This is a genomic window from Streptomyces sp. NPDC102402, from assembly GCF_044765765.1.
Taxonomy (GTDB): Bacteria; Actinomycetota; Actinomycetes; order Streptomycetales; family Streptomycetaceae; genus Streptomyces.
Genome location: NZ_JBIWKR010000008.1, coordinates 159,631 through 174,584, shown reverse-complemented (window position 1 = coordinate 174,584; position 14,954 = coordinate 159,631). Strand labels below are relative to the sequence as shown.

Here is a 14,954-nt window from a genome sequence, read left to right as displayed (position 1 = left end):
CACGTGTCCGTACGCACAGCAACCGCCTCCGGTGCCGTCGCCGCCCTGCTCGGCGCCTGTGTCCTGTTGCCCGCCACCCAGGCGCAGGCTTCGGGAACCCAGGACGGCCCGGTCGTCTACGCCCACCGCGGCGCCTCGGCCTACGCCCCGGAGAACACCCTGGCAGCGGTGGACGCCGCCGACGACCTGGGCATCGACTGGGTGGAGAACGACGTACAGCTCACCAAGGACGGTGTGCTGGTCGTCGTGCACGACACCACCCTGAGCAGGACCACCGACGCCGAGGAGGTCTACCCCGGCCGCGCACCCTGGGCGGTCAAGGACTTCACCGCGGCCGAGATCGCGAGGCTGGACGCGGGCAGCTGGTTCGGCGCCCGCTTCGCGGGGGCCCGGGTGCCGACGCTCACGCAGTACGTGCACCGTCTCGAGCGCAACCACCAGAAGCTGCTCCTGGAGATCAAGAGCCCCGAGATCTACCCGGGCATCGAGAAGGAGACCCTGCGCGTCCTGCGTCAGGAGGGGTGGCTCGACCGCCGTCACGTGAAGCACAGCCTGATCATCCAGAGCTTCGGTGCAGAGAGTGTGAAAACTGTCCACGCGCAGCGTCCGGACGTCGTGACGGGCTTCCTGGGCACCCCGGCGGTGGCCGAACTTCCGTCGTACGCGGCGTTCACCGACCAGATCAATCCGTCGTACACGACCATCGGCGCCGACTACGTCGCCGCGGTGCGGAAGCTGAAGGGCGCCCACGGGAAGCCGCTCCGGGTGAACACGTGGACGGTGAACGACGCGGCGAAGGCGGCGGAGGTGGCCGGGTTCGGCGTGGACGGCATCATCACCAACAACCCCGACACCGTGCGGGACGCCACCCGCCGTTGACCGGGCGGGACGGCGTTGTCGGTGGCCGGCCGTACGGTGGTCGCATGGAGAGTGACGAGCAGGTCGTGGAGTGGTGCGTCGTGCCGAGCGACATCGGCCCGCTCCTGCTCGCCGCGACCCGTACGGGCCTGGTGACCGTCGGCTTCCACGCCCGCCCGGCGGTCCGGGAGAAGGCGTTGGGGCAGCTGCGGGCGCGGTTGGGCGCGGAGCCCCTGGAAGCACCGGACTCCGCCCTGCTCGCCGCACCGGTGCGCCAGCTCTCGGCGTACTTCGCCGGAGAGCTGCGGGAGTTCTCCCTCCGACTGGACTGGTCGCTGATCTCCGGCTTCCACCGCGAGGTGCTCCGGGAGCTGGCCTCCGGGGTGCCCTACGGGACGGTCGTGGGGTACGGCGATCTGGCGAGCCGGGCCGGCCGGCCCGGCGCCGCCCAGGCCGTGGGGGCCGCCATGGGCTCCAATCCGCTGCCGGTGGTCGTTCCGTGTCACCGGGTGGTGGAGAGCGACGGAGGGCTGGGCGGGTTCGGCGGCGGGCTGGAGACGAAGCGGCGGTTGCTGGCGCTGGAGGGGATACTCCCGCAGCCGCTGTTCTGAGGCGGCGGCCGGCAGCACTCCACTCCTTTCCGCACCTGCGTGCGAGCTGGCACACTGCGGCAGTGACGACTGCCCTCCCCGCCCACCGGTTCACGGCCGCGGACCTGCCGGCGCTTCAGCGCAGAACCTCCGCCGTCCTCATCGGCAGCCAGATACTCGGCGGCCTCGGCGTGGCCATCGGCATCGCACTCGCACCGGTCCTCGCGGCCGAGGTGAGCGGCTCCGAGGCTCTGTCCGGCCTGGCGCCGACGGCCTCCGTGGCGGGCACGGCACTGCTGTCGCTGCCGCTGGCCGCGCTGATGACCTCCCGGGGCAGGCGGCCCGGGCTGGTCCTGGCCTATCTGATCGGGGCGCTCGGGGCCGCCCTGGTGGTGACCGCCACGGTCGTGGGCAGCTTCCCGCTGCTCCTCCTCGGAATGGCGGGGTTCGGCGCCGGCTCCTCCGCGAACCTCCAGGCGAGGTTCGCGGCGGCCGACCTCGCACAGCCGGACCGCCGTGCCCGGGCGATCTCCACGGTCATCTGGGCCACCACCATCGGTTCGGTGCTCGGCCCGAACATCGCCGCCCCGGCGGGCCGGGCCTTCCGCGGTACCGCGGTGCCCGAGACGGCGGGCCCGTTCGCCTGGGCGGCCGGCATCTTCCTGCTGACCGGCGTCCTGGTCGCCGTGCTGCTGCGTCCCGATCCCCTTCTCACCGCCCGGGCGCTCTCCCCCGAGGACTCGGGTTCGGCGGCGAACCGCTCGCTGCGGGCGGGAATCGCGGCCGTCAGGGCTTCTCCGATGGCCCGGCTCGCGCTGGTGACGGTCGCGGTGTCCCACACCGCGATGGTCTCCATCATGGTCATGACCCCCGTCCACCTGGGGCACCACGGCGCGGACATCCAGCTGATCGGGCTGGTCATCAGCGGCCACATCGCGGGCATGTACGCCTTCTCCCCCCTGATGGGCCGGCTCGCCGACAAGGCAGGACGGCTCGCCGTCATCGGGCTGGCCGCCGGGCTGCTGTGCTGTGCCGCTGCGCTCGCCGGAACGTCGGGCGGCGGACACGCCAGGACGGCCGCGGGCCTGTTCGTCCTGGGCCTGGGGTGGTCGGCCGGACTGGTCGGCGGCTCGGCGCTGCTGACCGAGTCGGTCCCGCAGGCCGCCCGGGCCGCCGCGCAGGGGTTCTCCGACCTCACGATGAACACCGCGGCCGGGGTCGGCGGGGCGGTCGCCGGAGTGATCGTCTCCCGTCTGGGATACGGGTGGCTCAACGCGATCGCCGCCTGCCTGCTCCTCCCCATGGCCGGACTCGCCCTGCGCCGGGCACTCGCCCGTCCGGTGCCGAAGCCCGAGGACGCCTGACGCCTGACGCCTGACGCCGCACGGAACCGCGCAGACGGACGGACCGCACGGCCCCGGACGAACGAGGGCGGTCCGGACGGACCGGAGGGCCGCACCGTGCCGGACCGCGCCGTCAGGGTTTGGGTCCGCGGCACCCGCGACAGAGATGGGGCATGCCTCTCAATCCATCGGCACCCCTGTCGCAGGAAAACGGCCGTCACGCACCCGTGCTCTCCGAGGAGGTGCGGGAGGCCGTCGAGGAACAACGGCCCGTGGTCGCGCTGGAGTCGACGATCATCGCGCACGGGCTGCCGCGGCCCCGCAATCTCCAGGTCGCCCAGGAGCTGGAGGAGCTCGTGCGGAAGGCGGACGCCGTGCCCGCCACGATCGCCGTGCTGGACGGTCACGCCCATGTGGGCCTGTCCGCCGTCCAGTTGGAACGGGTCGCGGGGGACCCCGGGATGCGCAAGCTGGGCCACCGCGACCTCGCGCCCGCTCTGGCCCTGGGCGCCGACGGGGCCACCACCGTGTCCGCGACGGCCTTCCTCGCGGCACGGGCCGGCCTGAGCGTCTTCGCCACGGGCGGGCTCGGCGGCGTACACCGCGGGTGGACCGAGACACAGGACGAGTCCGCGGACCTCGGGCTGCTCGCCCGGACCGGGATCACGGTGGTGTGCGCGGGCGTGAAGTCGATCCTGGACGTGCCCGCGACACTCCAGCGCCTGGAGACCCTCGGTGTCGGCGTGCTCGGCTACGGCACGGAGCGGTTCCCCGGCTTCTACCTGAGCAGCTCCGGTGAGCCGGTCGACTGGACGGTCCGTACGCCGCGGGAGGTGGCGGCCGTGATGCGGGCCCGGAAGGAGCTGGGCGGCCCTGCCGCGGCACTGATCGTCGCCAACCCCGTGCCACGGGAGGAGCAGTTGGACCCGGTGGTGCACGACCGGGTGCTCGCCACGGCTCTGGAGGAGTGCCGGACCCGGGGGATCACGGGCCAGGGCGTCACCCCGTTCCTGCTGGCGTACCTGACGCGGGAGACCGGCGGCGCCTCCCTGGAGGCCAATCTGGCGGCCGTACGCGGGAATGTGCGGCTGGCCGCGCGGATCGCCGTGGAGGCGGCGCGATGAGCGGGGGCGGCCTGCTCGTGGTCGGGGAGGTGGTCACCGATGTGGTCGTACGGCATGGGTCCGCGCCGCTCCACGGCACGGACACGCCCGCGAGGATCACCACGCTGCCGGGCGGCGCCGGTGCCAACGCGGCATGCTGGGCGGCGCGTTCGGGATGCGAGGACGTACGGCTCCTGGCGCGGGCGGGAGCCGGTTCGGTGGACTGGCACCGGGACGCGCTGCGGCGGGCGGGGGTGCGGCCCCTCCTGTCCGTGGACGAGGACGCCCCGACGGGCACGGTGGTGGCGCTGGTCGACTCCTCGGCCGAGCGCACCTTCCTCACGGACAGCGGGGCGGTCCTGCGCCTCTCCCCCGGCGACTGGTCGTCCTCGTTCCTGGACGGCGCGGCCCGGCTCCACCTGTCCGGCTATCTCCTCTTCGGGCCGACGAGCAGGGCCACCGCCGCACTCGCCCTGCGGGAAGCCCGGCGCCGGGGCGTCCCCGTGAGCGTGGACCCGGCCTCGGCGGGGTTCCTGGCGGGCTTCGGCGCCGCGGCGTTCCTGGACCTGGTCGAAGGAGTCGATCTGCTGCTGCCCAACGCGGACGAGGCCCGCGAGCTGACCGGGCTGCCGGACGTCGCCGACGCGGCGGCCAAGCTGAGCCGTCACGTCGGCCGGGTCGCCGTCACCCTCGGGGACCGGGGCGCGCTGCTGGCCGCCGGCGGCACGGTGACCGCGCGCGTGCCCGCCGCATCGGTCCGTGTCCCGCTCGACTCGACGGGAGCGGGGGACGCCTTCACCGGCGGGTTCCTCGCCGCCCTCATCTCCGGGGCCGACGAGGTGTCCGCTGCCGCGGCGGGCTGCCGGGCCGGGGCCGCGGCGGTCGCGGCGGTGGGGGGCCGCCCCGCGTGACACCCTCAGGTTCCTTCCGGTCCGACCTGGTCCTTCCGGCACCTCCGGACGACGGCCCTCAGGCGCCGAGCCCCTTCCAGGCCGGGTGGTGCGGGTCGTCGGCCCGTACGACCGCGTCCGCCCGTCCGGCGGGTGCGACCTCCTCCTCGTACCGGGCGAAGGCGGGCAGCGTCCAGCGCTCGCTCTCCTCCGTACGCCGCCTCAGCGCCCCCGGGGAGAGGCTCAGATGGATCGCGAGGTCGAAGGGGAACCAGTGTCCGAGGAGCAGCGGGCCGTGCAGGATCAGCACCCCGCCCTCCGGAAGCGCCTGGTACGGGCTGCGGGTCGCCCGGTCCGTCCCGGGGTTCCAGAGGTCGGGCAGGACACGCCCGCTGCCGCCCGCCTCCAGGGGGCGGAAGACCTCGCGCCACAGCGCCCCCGTGTCGAACCAGCTGTCGGCGTAGGAGTCCGGGTCCTCCTTGCCGTATTCGTAGCGCAGGCTGGCCGGGCGCAGGAATCCGCCGGTCGAGACGGTGAGTACCGGGCGACCGCGGGCGCGCAGCGCCTCGGCGAGGCGTTCGGCGGGCTCCGCGGGCCGGGCGGCAGGGGCCCCGTCGACGCCGATCCTCAGCCAGGCCCCGCCGTCGGCCGGCTCGAGTCCGTCGGCGTGGGCGGCGAGGGTACGGGCCAGCCGCTCCCAGGTGATGGGTTCAAAGTGCACGCATCCATCATCGCTCTGCCCCATGATGATCCGCATGGACCTTGCCTTCGCCCGTCGCTTCGCCGCTGTCTGGCAGGACGACTGGAACTCCCACGACCTTGACCGCATCCTCGCGCACTACCACGACGACGTGACCTTCAGTTCGCCCATGATCGCCCGGCTGACGGGAGACCCGGCCGGCACGGTGCACGGCAAGGCCGCCCTGCGCGCGTACTGGGCGACCGGGCTGGAGCGGATCCCCGGCCTGAGGTTCGAGGTGATGGACGTGCGGGCGAGCGTCGACGCGCTCGTGATCGACTACCGCAACCAGATCGGCGGCAGGGTGAGCGAGGTGCTGACGTTCCGGGACGGTCTGGTCGTGGCGGGCTTCGGCGCCTACGGCGAGACGCCGGCCGGCTGACCCGGCCGTGGGGGCTGCTTCACCGCCGCGCAGTCGGCCGCGTCGGCGTCGTAGGAGAGTTCGCTGCCTTCGGGGAGCAGGTACGTCACCCACAGCACGACGGGTTCGGTCCCGAGGTTGCGCCCGATGTGCCGGTGGCGGGCTCCGGACGGTTCGATGAACGAGGTTCCGGCGGGTGTCGCCTCGACCGAGCAGTCGGCGAGGGTCCGGGTCAGGGTCCCCGACTTGACCACGACTATCAGCTGCCCGCTGTGGGTGTGCCAGCCGGTCGAGCCTCCGGGCGCCACGGTTATCTTCCGGAAGGTGACATCCGTCCGGCCCTTGGGGGCCTTCACCTTGAGCCTGCCCTCGGACGTGCCCTCGGCCACGACGGTGGCACTCACCCCGCTGCCGGGCGTGGCGACCGCAGCCGCCGGCAGGAGGCCCAGCGCGGCCACGACGACACCCACGAGGGGGACCTTGCCCAGCACCCTCCTCCGCCGCGCACTCCTTCCGTTCCCCACACCGTCCGCGCCGTCGAATCCCATGAACGCCTCCTCACCATCCGCCCATCGAACAGGCCTACAATACTGGCGAGTTGGCTGAAAAGCGTCAGGTGTGCGCGCACCGGCCGCCGCGGAGTCCGTCGGCGAAGGGGCCCTCGCCGAGCACCTCGGCCCGGCCGCTCCTGACCGCCTCCGCGAACGTGTACTCGCCTCGGCCGAGCTCCAGAGCGACGTCCGTGCCGAGCAGGAGGCACGCGTCGGGACGGTCGGCGGGTCCGTATCCGTACACCTCCGCACCCTCCGTCCGCGCACCGGCCCGGATGTGGAAGTCCCCCTCCGGGAGCCTCACTTCGAGGAGTCCGCCCTGCGTGAGGCCACTCAGCGCGCGCAGCAGCGGCAGTGCGAACCAGTGGGCCCTGACCGCGTCCGTGGGGCGGCGCTCGCCGAGCGCGGGAGCGCCCCACGCGGCGAGCGCGGTGAGCACGGGGAGCAGGCCGCGGCCGTGCTCGGTCAGTTCGTAGACCGCGGCGGCCGCCGGGGGCGGGAGCCGCCTGCGTACGGCCAGGCCGCCCTGTTCCATGTCCCTCAGCCGGGAGGCCAGCACGTCGGTGCTGACGCCGGGCAGGTCGGCGTGCAGATCGGTGTAACGGCGCGGGCCTGCCAGCAGTTCACGGACGATCAGCAGGGTCCACCGGTCGCCGACGGAGTCGAGGGCACGGGCGGTGGCGCAGAACTGGTCGTAGCTCCGGCGACGGGCGGGGCGGGCGGACTGCTGCTGCTGACGTGGCATGCGACGCAGTCTAGACAAGTTGTTGGACTTTCCAAGCCCGAGCTTGGTAAAACCAAGCATCACAGTCAGATCGGGGAGGCACGCATGGAGTTCAGGCAGTCCAGCAAGCTCAACGAGGTCTGTTACGAGATCCGGGGCCCCGTCATCGAACAGGCCAACGCCCTGGAGGAGGCGGGTCACAGCGTGCTCCGCCTCAACACGGGAAATCCGGCGCTCTTCGGCTTCGAGGCCCCCGAGGAGATCGTCCAGGACATGATCCGGATGCTCCCCCAGGCGCACGGCTACACGGACTCGCGCGGCATCCTGTCCGCCCGCCGGGCCGTGGCACAGCGCTATCAGGCGATCGGTCTGGCCGATGTCGAAGTCGACGACGTCTTCCTCGGCAACGGCGTGTCCGAGCTGATCTCCATGGCCGTGCAGGGGCTCCTGGAGGACGGCGACGAGATCCTGATCCCGAGCCCCGACTATCCGCTCTGGACCGCCGTCACCACGCTCGCGGGCGGGAAGGCCGTCCACTACGCCTGCGACGAGGGCGCGGACTGGAACCCCGACCTCGCGGACATGGCCTCGAAGATCACCGACCGCACCCGGGCCATGGTGATCATCAACCCGAACAACCCGACGGGCGCGGTCTACCCTCGCGAGGTCCTCGACGGCATGCTCGATCTGGCACGCCGGCACGGGCTGATGGTGTTCGCCGACGAGATCTACGACCAGATCCTGTACGACGACGCGGAACACCACAGCGTGGCGGTCCTGGCCCCCGACCTGCTCTGCCTCACCTTCAGCGGGCTGTCGAAGACGTACCGCGTCGCGGGCTTCCGCTCGGGCTGGATGGTGGTGTCGGGCCCGCGGCAGCACGCCCGGAGCTATCTGGAGGGGCTCACCATGCTCGCCTCCATGCGGCTGTGCCCCAACGCCCCCGCGCAGTACGCGATCCAGGCGGCGCTCGGCGGCCGGCAGTCGATCAAGGAACTGACCGCCCCGGGTGGCAGGCTGCGCGAGCAGCGCGACCGGGCCTGGGAGCGTCTCAACGAGATCCCGGGGGTGTCGTGCGTGAAGCCGAAGGGCGCGCTGTACGCCTTCCCGCGCATCGACCCGAAGGTCCACGACATCGTCGACGACGAGCGGTTCGTGCTGGATCTGCTGCTGCGGGAGAAGATCCAGGTGGTGCAGGGCACCGGCTTCAACTGGCCGCGCCCGGACCACTTCCGCATCCTCACCCTTCCGCACGCCGACGACCTGGACGCGGCGATCAGCCGCATCGGCCGCTTCCTGAACGGATACCGCCAGTGACCTGCCGGACCTGCCTTGCCCCGGTGCACACCCAGTTCGCCTCACCCGGCCTGGTGGAGGCGATCGTGGAGGGCGGACTCGATCCGGCCGAGGACCCCCGCTGGGCCGACTCGGGCGCGGCGTCGCCCGCCGAGTACGCCCGCTGGGCAGGTCATCTGTGCGGTATGACCTGCCTGCGCATGGCGCTCGGCGCCGGGGCGCCGTCCCTCTTCGCCCTGCGGGACGGGGCGCTGAAGTACGACGCGTACACCGAGGACCCCGACGGGGTGATCAAGGGGCTGGTCTACGCCCCCTTCGCCCGCTACGTCGGCGAGGTCCACGGCCTCGACGCGGTCGTCCACCCGCACCTGTCCTCCGCCGGGATCCTGGACCTGCTGGACGAGGGGCGGGCGGTGATGGCCTCCGTCCACTACGGGATCCGGCACCCGGAGCGACCGGCTCCCGGCCGTGGCGGCCATCTGGTGCTGCTGACCTCCCGCACGGCGGACGGGGCAGGAGTGCACTTCCACAATCCGTCGGGGACGACGGCCACCACCCGTGCGGCCGGCCTTCCCCTGGCGGTCTTCGAGCGCTTCTTCGCCGGCCGGGGGGTGTCCCTGCCCGGTGCCCCGGCGACTGAGGCGTAGCGGCTCCCCCTTGCGGGCGGTCCGGCCGGGTTCCGGATGTCCCGCCGGGTGCCTGTGGTCCCCCGTGGCACGGTGGGCGCCTGCCTCGTCCCACCCCTCCTCTTCTCCACCCGACGCCCGCACGGCGGGCCCGGTGTGACCGGGGCTCAGTTCCGGTCGTTCATCGACAGCCAGGTCACACCGGCCTTCCCGGACGGTCTCACGGTCCAGGAGGGAGGCGGGCGGTGGCGCGACTCCCACGGAGTGACCGGGCGGGAGCGTCCGTACGCACCGGTCCTGCTGCATCCCGCGTCGGAGGCCCGCCTGCGCGGCCCTCGGATCGATCCGATCCGCGGCGCGTACGAGAAGGCCTACGCGCGGGACTCGGTGGCCCGGCTGGACGCGCGCACCCTCGCCGGCTTCCGGGGCCCGGCCGCTCCCCGCCTGTTCAGCAGACGGGCCACCCCGTGCACTCCGGCCACGGCGGCCGGGAACAGCGCCAGACCGGCGGCGGCCGAACGGCCCTCCGTGACGGGGACACCGGCCGCGGCGAGTCGTCGCAGCGCCCAGACCGAGTACGGGATGACGACCAGCGGGGCGGTGACCGCGCCAGGGGTGTAGCCGCGGTAAGCGGCGGACTGCGCCAGATGAACCGCGCCGTGCAGCCCGAACCCGATCAGGGCCGTCCCGAAGAAGCGGCTGCGGCCTCCCGTGCGCGCACCGGACGCCGACGCCGCGGCGACCACCCCGGCCATCAGGCCGATGGCGGTGTTCACCTCGCGCTGCGAGAGATCCAGCCGCCGCCACACCCCGTCCGGCACCTGTGGGAAACGCTCCTGGAGTCGGGGGCGTGCCGTCCTGGCCCACCGGGCCATGGTCGCCAGTTCCTCCGCGTCGTGCACCGCCCACGCGGCGAACAGCCCCCAGGTCACCGCTCCCGACACCGCTCTGCCCACCATGTCCGCTCCCCCGTCCCGCCAGGTGACGCCACGACTTCGCGCCACCGGACGATCGTAAGGCCGGGCGGCGCCGTCCCCCGGGTTTCCGCTACTGTTCCCGCCGCCGGACCCGAACCTCCGGCAGCCGTTCCGGCTTCACGGGACGACACCCACGGGCCGATCACGAGCAGGGGAGCCATCGACATGGGTGCGGCGATACGCCACTTGACCGCCATCGGTCCGGGAGACCAGGTGTTCACGGTGAACATCGAGCGCGACTTCCGGTACGACCCGTACCGCGACTTCCTCGTCTGCGCGCACTGCGACTGGTCCCCGTCACTGCTGACCACGCGGCGGATCGACGCCATGGCCTGGGAGCACCTGGCCGACACCCACGGTGCGGACCGCGGGATGTCGGACCAGGAGAACGAGTCCTTCCGCAAGGCGCGTTGGGTGATGCTGCCGCTCTGCGCGGTCCTGGTCGTCGTGCTTCTGACGGTCCTGCGGAACTGACGGACCGGGCCGGGCGGTGTCAGCCCCGCAGTGCGGCGAGCGTCGCCACCGGGTCGGGGCCGGGCGCGGCCCGGGGCCACCAGTCGTCCTCGCCGGGGTCCGACTCGTAGCCGTACCAGCGGCTGTCGTGGCCGAAGCGGAGCTGGAGGGTGCCACGGGCGTTGGTCAGGTGGTTGCGCCAGGGCTGGAAGCGCGGGAAGTCGGCGGCGGCGAGAGCGGGACGGGCCCGGTCGAACGGGCCGGCCGGCGGGTCCCACGGGGTCTCCAGCACCTCCAGTCCCTCGGCACCGCCCTGCCGCCAGGCGGCGACGGCGCGGGCCAGGTCGGTCGTGCTGCGGCCGGTGGCGAAGGCCAGCTCGCGGTAGAGCGCCCGGGTCGTCGCGGTGAGCCCGGCGGTGGGACGGGACGCGGCGATCCGCACGGCGTCCTGCCAGGTGCTGAGCCCCGCGAGCGGGTCGTCCCCGGTGGTGAGCATCGCGTGGGCCCGGGCCGCGGCGTCCGTGGCGAGATGGTCGAGGCCGAGCGGGTCGCGGGCGCCGGGCAGCTCCGGGTAGGAGGGTGGTTCGCCGGGATACGGCGGCACGGGCAGGGGGGCGGGCAGCGGCGGCAGGAAGCGGCCGGACAGGGCCTCGGCGGCGGCGACCGAGGGCATGGCGGGGGTCTCGGGGCGCTCGCGCGCGGAGTGCTCCGCGTTGCGGCGGCCCAGTTCGTCGAGGAGCTCGCGCTCGCCCCTCCCCCGCATCAGCAGCAGGACGAACGGATCACTGTCCAGGAGCCGCGCCGTCTGGTAGCAGAGCGCCGCCACGTGCTTGCAGGGCCAGCCCCGGTCCGGGCAGGAGCAGTCCGGGTCCAGGTCACCGGAGGCGGGCAGCAGACGGATGCCGGCCTCTCCCGCCGTGTCGACCAGGGAGTGCGGCATCTCCTTGTCGAGCAGCGCGGACAGGTGCCCGGGCCGGGCGGCGACGGCGTCGAGGAGGGTGTCCCAGTCGGCCGCGGGGAACGTGCGCAGGCGCAGCTCCGCACGGTAGGGCCGGGGGCGGCTGCCGTGGACGTAGGCGATGACCCGGCCGGGGGTCACGGTGATCGCGGCGACGTGGCCGCCGTCCGCGTACGTGCGGCCGCGGGCGAGCCGCCCCTCGTCCATCGACAGGGATTCCAGGGCGTCCACCCAGGCCCGGCCCCACCAGCTGTCCGCGAAGAGCCCTCCGGCGTCGGAGGCGCGGGCGGGCACCGCTTCGAAGGTGCGCCGCAGGTCGTCGGGGCCCGGACGGGCCGCGGGGCTCGCGCCGGGGCTCATGACGCCCTCCGGAGCGAGACGAGATCGGCCAGGTCACGGTCGCTGAGCTCGGTCAGGGCGGCCTCGCCGGAGCCGAGCACCGCGTCGGCGAGGACCCGCTTGGACTCCAGCAGTTCGCTGATCCGGTCCTCGACCGTGCCCTCGGCGATCAGCCGGTGCACCTGCACGGGCTGGGTCTGGCCGATCCGGTAGGCGCGGTCGGTGGCCTGTTCCTCCACCGCCGGGTTCCACCACCGGTCGTAGTGGATGACATGGGCGGCCCGGGTGAGGTTCAGCCCTGTACCGGCTGCCTTGAGCGAGAGCAGGAAGACGGGGACCTCGCCGGACTGGAAGCCGTCGACCATCCGCTCCCGCTCGGGGACCGGGGTGCCGCCGTGCAGGAGCTGGGAGGGGATGGCGCGGGAGGCGAGATGGGCGGAGAGGAGCCGGGCCATCGACACGTACTGGGTGAAGATCAGGACCGAGCCGTCCTCGGACAGGATGGTGTCGAGGAGCTCGTCGAGCAGGGCCAGCTTGCCCGAGCGCCCCGTGAGCCGGGTCGGCTCCTCCTTCAGATACTGCGCGGGGTGGTTGCAGATCTGCTTGAGCGAGCCGAGCAGCTTCATGATCAGTCCGCGCCGCGCGATGCCCTCGGACTGCTCGATGAAGGCCATCGTCTCGCGCACGGCCGCCTCGTAGAGCGTGGCCTGTTCCCGGGTGAGGAAGACGGGGTGGTCGGTCTCCGTCTTGGGCGGCAGCTCCGGGGCGATGCCCGGGTCGGACTTCTTGCGGCGCAGCAGGAAGGGGCGGACCAGCCGGGAGAGCCGCTCGACCGCCTCCTCGTTGCCCAGGCCGGCGGCGGTGCCGGTGTTCTCGACGATCCTGGCGTGCCGGGCGCGGAACGCCTTCAGCGGGCCGAGCAGCCCGGGGGTGGTCCAGTCGAGCAGTGCCCACAGCTCGGAGAGGTTGTTCTCGACGGGGGTACCCGTCAGGGCGACGCGGGCGGGGGCGGGGATGGTGCGCAGGGCCCGGGCCGTCGAGGAGTGCGGATTCTTCACGTGCTGTGCCTCGTCGGCGACGACGAGCCCCCAGGTGTGTCCGGCGAGCTGCTCCGCGCCGGAGCGCATCGTGCCGTAGGTGGTGAGGACGAAGCCTCCTCCGGAGCCGTCCAGGGTGCGGTCGGTGCCGTGGAAACGGCGCACGGGGACGCCGGGGGCGAAGCGGCTGATCTCGCGGTGCCAGTTGCCGAGGAGGGAGGCGGGACAGACGACCAGGGTGGGGGCGGCGTGGGCGCGGTGCAGGTGGAGCGCGATGACGGTGATCGTCTTGCCCAGGCCCATGTCGTCGGCGAGACAGCCGCCCAGGCCGAGCGAGGTCATCCGGTCCAGCCAGGCCAGGCCGCGCAGCTGGTAGTCGCGGAGGGTGGCGTCGAGACCGGGCGGTGCCGGGAGGGTGGCGTCCTCGTCGAGGATCCGCTCGCGGAGCACGGCGAGGGCTCCGGCGGGCACGGCTTCGACCTGCTCCCCGTCGACCTCGGCGCTGCCCGTCAGGGCGACGGCGAGCGCGTCGACCGGGTCCAGGAGACCGAGCTCCCGCTTGCGCGCCTTGCGGACGAGCGCGGGATCGACGACGACCCACTGGTCCCGCAGCCTCACGATCGGGCGGTGCGCTTCCGCCAGGGTGTCCATCTCCGCCTCGGTGAGCCGGTCTTCGCCGAGGGAGAGCTGCCAGTTGAACGCGAAGAGCTGCTCGGCGTCGAAGAAGGAGGTGCCGTCGGTGGCGGATCCGGGTGCGGGCCGGACGACGGCCGCCGCGGTGAGCGAGCGGGCGAGCTCGCGCGGCCAGTGGACCGCGACACCGGCCGCCGCCAGCCGCGCCCCGGCAGCGCCGATCAGCTCCTGGAGCTCGTCCTCGGTGACGGCGAGCACGTCGGGGACGGGCTGGTCCAGCAGCCGCTCCAGCGGGGGCCAGACGCGGGCGGCGCGGCGCAGGGCGAGCACGGCGTCGATCCGGGCCCTCGGCCCGAAGGGCTCGCCCGCGCCGCCGGCCCACAGCGTGGCCGCGTCGGTGACGTAGGTCGGATCGGCCAGGCTGTGCACCTGGGTGATGGCGGCCGCCGCATGCCGGGGGGCCGGGGTGCCGGAGGTGTCCTCCTCCCCGTCCGCGCCGGGCGTGTCGAAGAGGTCGTACGCCGAGAGGTCGAGCCGGAGCGAGACGCGCACCCCCGCGTCGAGTCCGGCGGCGACCTCGACGGCCCAGGCCCGGGCGTCCGGCAGGTGCTGTGCCTCCCCGGCGGCGAACGGCGCCCCCATGGCGTGAGCGGCGGCGGGGGTCCGGGGCAGGGTGTCGGCGACGGCGTCGAGGAACGCGCCGATCAGGGCTCGGGGTTCGGGGACCCGCAGGGGTGTGCCGTCCAGCGGGACGGCGTGGCCCTCGGGTGGCATCGAGGCGGCGACGGCCCTGAGGTGGGCGACGTCCTCCGCGTCGCGCGGTCCGGCCCGCCAGGCGTCGTGGTCTCCGGCCGTCAGTCCGGGCAGGAGCCTGCCCCGCGCGACGAGGGTGAGCGCGTGCAGGGCCGCTGCACCCCACGCGCGGGTGGCGGGGTGGGCAGCCGCGCGGTGCCGGGCGCGGGCGAGGAGGGGCAGCGCCTGCCCGACGGTCAGCACCACGGCGGGCACGGTGCGGGTGCTTACATCTGCCGGACCGTCCCGGCCGACGACCGTGAGCCCGGTGACCTCGTACGTCTCGCCGGAGTCGGGGAGCACCGCGCCGGAGAGACTGGCCACCGCGGCGGACGCCGCTCCGGGGCCCGTGGATCCGTCGGGATCCACGAGGTCCGTCAGATCCGTGGGGTCTGCGAGGTCCGTCAGATCCGTGAGGCCGGAGAGGTCCGTGAGGCCGGAGAGGTCCGTGAGGCCGGAGAGGTCCGTGAGGCCGGAGAGGTCCGTGAGGCCGGAGAGACTTGTGAGTCCTGCGGCCCCTTCGGGGTCCCAGAAGGCGATCCGGCCGTCCCGGGGCAACTCCGACGGGAGGAAGACCGCGGCACACCGCAGCAGCCGGTCGGCGGTGACGTCCTGCGCCTGCCGCTCCATGTCCGCCACCCCCTCCCACTTCCGCCCGGTCGCGCTTCTCGTCCACTGGCGAGT

At 73.6% G+C, this 14,954-nt stretch carries 15 protein-coding genes and 1 pseudogene; 10 read left to right on the top strand and 6 right to left on the bottom strand.

The window, feature by feature from the left end; translation table 11 throughout:
* The first annotated feature begins 3 nt into the window (after positions 1-3).
* The 5 genes from ACIRJR_RS23545 (at position 4) to ACIRJR_RS23525 (ending at position 4,805) form a co-directional block, all read left to right on the top strand.
* Positions 4-879 carry a glycerophosphodiester phosphodiesterase gene (locus ACIRJR_RS23545; protein ID WP_403783932.1) on the top strand — a complete coding sequence of 292 codons (876 nt, stop codon included), beginning with the start codon at positions 4-6 and terminating at the stop codon, positions 877-879.
* Between the two features lie 44 nt (positions 880-923).
* Positions 924-1,469: a methylated-DNA--[protein]-cysteine S-methyltransferase gene (locus ACIRJR_RS23540; protein WP_403783930.1), complete on the top strand. Its 546-nt coding sequence runs from the start codon at positions 924-926 to the stop codon at positions 1,467-1,469.
* A gap of 62 nt (positions 1,470-1,531) precedes the next feature.
* Positions 1,532-2,812, top strand: a complete 1,281-nt coding sequence (locus ACIRJR_RS23535; protein WP_403783928.1) for an MFS transporter — start codon at positions 1,532-1,534, stop codon at positions 2,810-2,812.
* 152 nt (positions 2,813-2,964) lie between these two features.
* Positions 2,965-3,915 carry a pseudouridine-5'-phosphate glycosidase gene (locus tag ACIRJR_RS23530; protein ID WP_403783926.1) on the top strand — a complete coding sequence of 317 codons (951 nt, stop codon included), beginning with the start codon at positions 2,965-2,967 and terminating at the stop codon, positions 3,913-3,915.
* Positions 3,912-4,805, top strand: coding sequence for a carbohydrate kinase family protein (locus ACIRJR_RS23525; protein WP_403783924.1), 894 nt, complete (start codon positions 3,912-3,914; stop codon positions 4,803-4,805). The genes ACIRJR_RS23530 and ACIRJR_RS23525 overlap by 4 nt, the downstream gene beginning before the upstream one ends.
* Before the next feature lie 58 nt (positions 4,806-4,863).
* Here ACIRJR_RS23525 and ACIRJR_RS23520 read toward each other — a convergent pair whose 3' ends face one another.
* Positions 4,864-5,505, bottom strand: coding sequence for a uridine kinase (locus ACIRJR_RS23520; RefSeq protein WP_403783922.1), 642 nt, complete (start codon positions 5,503-5,505; stop codon positions 4,864-4,866).
* A gap of 34 nt (positions 5,506-5,539) precedes the next feature.
* Between ACIRJR_RS23520 and ACIRJR_RS23515 the strand changes: the two genes are divergently transcribed.
* Positions 5,540-5,905: a nuclear transport factor 2 family protein gene (locus ACIRJR_RS23515; RefSeq protein ID WP_403783920.1), complete on the top strand. Its 366-nt coding sequence runs from the start codon at positions 5,540-5,542 to the stop codon at positions 5,903-5,905.
* Here the strand turns inward: ACIRJR_RS23515 and ACIRJR_RS23510 are convergent.
* Both ACIRJR_RS23510 and ACIRJR_RS23505 read right to left on the bottom strand, forming a co-directional pair.
* Complete coding sequence (locus ACIRJR_RS23510) at positions 5,881-6,432, bottom strand: cupin domain-containing protein (RefSeq protein ID WP_403783918.1); 552 nt, start codon at positions 6,430-6,432, stop codon at positions 5,881-5,883. The genes ACIRJR_RS23515 and ACIRJR_RS23510 overlap by 25 nt on opposite strands.
* Positions 6,433-6,496: 64 nt before the next feature.
* Entirely contained in the window at positions 6,497-7,180 is a 684-nt protein-coding gene (locus ACIRJR_RS23505) for a winged helix-turn-helix transcriptional regulator (RefSeq protein ID WP_403783916.1), read from the bottom strand.
* 84 nt (positions 7,181-7,264) lie between these two features.
* Here ACIRJR_RS23505 and ACIRJR_RS23500 point away from each other — a divergent pair, with 84 nt between their 5' ends.
* The 3 genes and pseudogenes from ACIRJR_RS23500 to ACIRJR_RS23490 all read left to right on the top strand — a co-directional run.
* A complete protein-coding gene (locus tag ACIRJR_RS23500; RefSeq protein WP_403783914.1) occupies positions 7,265-8,476 on the top strand; it encodes a pyridoxal phosphate-dependent aminotransferase in 1,212 nt (403 codons plus the stop codon).
* Entirely contained in the window at positions 8,473-9,102 is a 630-nt protein-coding gene (locus tag ACIRJR_RS23495) for a peptidase (RefSeq protein WP_403783912.1), read from the top strand. The genes ACIRJR_RS23500 and ACIRJR_RS23495 overlap by 4 nt, the downstream gene beginning before the upstream one ends.
* Before the next feature lie 36 nt (positions 9,103-9,138).
* Positions 9,139-9,444, top strand: a pseudogene (locus ACIRJR_RS23490) (DUF3574 domain-containing protein); the annotation flags it as partial.
* 8 nt (positions 9,445-9,452) lie between these two features.
* Here the strand turns inward: ACIRJR_RS23490 and ACIRJR_RS23485 are convergent.
* Positions 9,453-10,040: an HXXEE domain-containing protein gene (locus ACIRJR_RS23485; RefSeq protein WP_403784268.1), complete on the bottom strand. Its 588-nt coding sequence runs from the start codon at positions 10,038-10,040 to the stop codon at positions 9,453-9,455.
* A gap of 183 nt (positions 10,041-10,223) precedes the next feature.
* On the opposite strand from ACIRJR_RS23485, the gene ACIRJR_RS23480 reads away from it, so the two are divergent.
* On the top strand, positions 10,224-10,532 hold the full coding sequence (locus ACIRJR_RS23480) for a hypothetical protein (RefSeq protein ID WP_403783910.1): 309 nt from the start codon (positions 10,224-10,226) through the stop codon (positions 10,530-10,532).
* 19 nt (positions 10,533-10,551) lie between these two features.
* On the opposite strand, the gene ACIRJR_RS23475 is transcribed toward ACIRJR_RS23480, so the two are convergent.
* Positions 10,552-11,829 carry an SWIM zinc finger family protein gene (locus ACIRJR_RS23475; protein WP_403783908.1) on the bottom strand — a complete coding sequence of 426 codons (1,278 nt, stop codon included), beginning with the start codon at positions 11,827-11,829 and terminating at the stop codon, positions 10,552-10,554.
* A complete protein-coding gene (locus ACIRJR_RS23470; RefSeq protein WP_403783906.1) occupies positions 11,826-14,900 on the bottom strand; it encodes a DEAD/DEAH box helicase in 3,075 nt (1,024 codons plus the stop codon). Before ACIRJR_RS23470 ends, ACIRJR_RS23475 begins: the two co-directional genes overlap by 4 nt.
* Positions 14,901-14,954: the final 54 nt, after the last annotated feature.

Bases quoted from the DNA above. Each gene is read 5' to 3' on its own strand.
- ACIRJR_RS23540 (WP_403783930.1), top strand. From the start codon at position 924: ATGGAGAGTGACGAGCAGGTCGTGGAGTGGTGCGTCGTGCCGAGCGAC.
- ACIRJR_RS23530 (WP_403783926.1), top strand. From the start codon at position 2,965: ATGCCTCTCAATCCATCGGCACCCCTGTCGCAGGAAAACGGCCGTCAC.
- ACIRJR_RS23525 (WP_403783924.1), top strand. From the start codon at position 3,912: ATGAGCGGGGGCGGCCTGCTCGTGGTCGGGGAGGTGGTCACCGATGTG.
- ACIRJR_RS23515 (WP_403783920.1), top strand. From the start codon at position 5,540: ATGGACCTTGCCTTCGCCCGTCGCTTCGCCGCTGTCTGGCAGGACGAC.
- ACIRJR_RS23510 (WP_403783918.1), bottom strand. From the start codon at position 6,432: ATGGGATTCGACGGCGCGGACGGTGTGGGGAACGGAAGGAGTGCGCGG.
- ACIRJR_RS23505 (WP_403783916.1), bottom strand. From the start codon at position 7,180: ATGCCACGTCAGCAGCAGCAGTCCGCCCGCCCCGCCCGTCGCCGGAGC.
- ACIRJR_RS23500 (WP_403783914.1), top strand. From the start codon at position 7,265: ATGGAGTTCAGGCAGTCCAGCAAGCTCAACGAGGTCTGTTACGAGATC.
- ACIRJR_RS23485 (WP_403784268.1), bottom strand. From the start codon at position 10,040: ATGGTGGGCAGAGCGGTGTCGGGAGCGGTGACCTGGGGGCTGTTCGCC.
- ACIRJR_RS23480 (WP_403783910.1), top strand. From the start codon at position 10,224: ATGGGTGCGGCGATACGCCACTTGACCGCCATCGGTCCGGGAGACCAG.
- ACIRJR_RS23475 (WP_403783908.1), bottom strand. From the start codon at position 11,829: ATGAGCCCCGGCGCGAGCCCCGCGGCCCGTCCGGGCCCCGACGACCTG.
- ACIRJR_RS23470 (WP_403783906.1), bottom strand. From the start codon at position 14,900: ATGGAGCGGCAGGCGCAGGACGTCACCGCCGACCGGCTGCTGCGGTGT.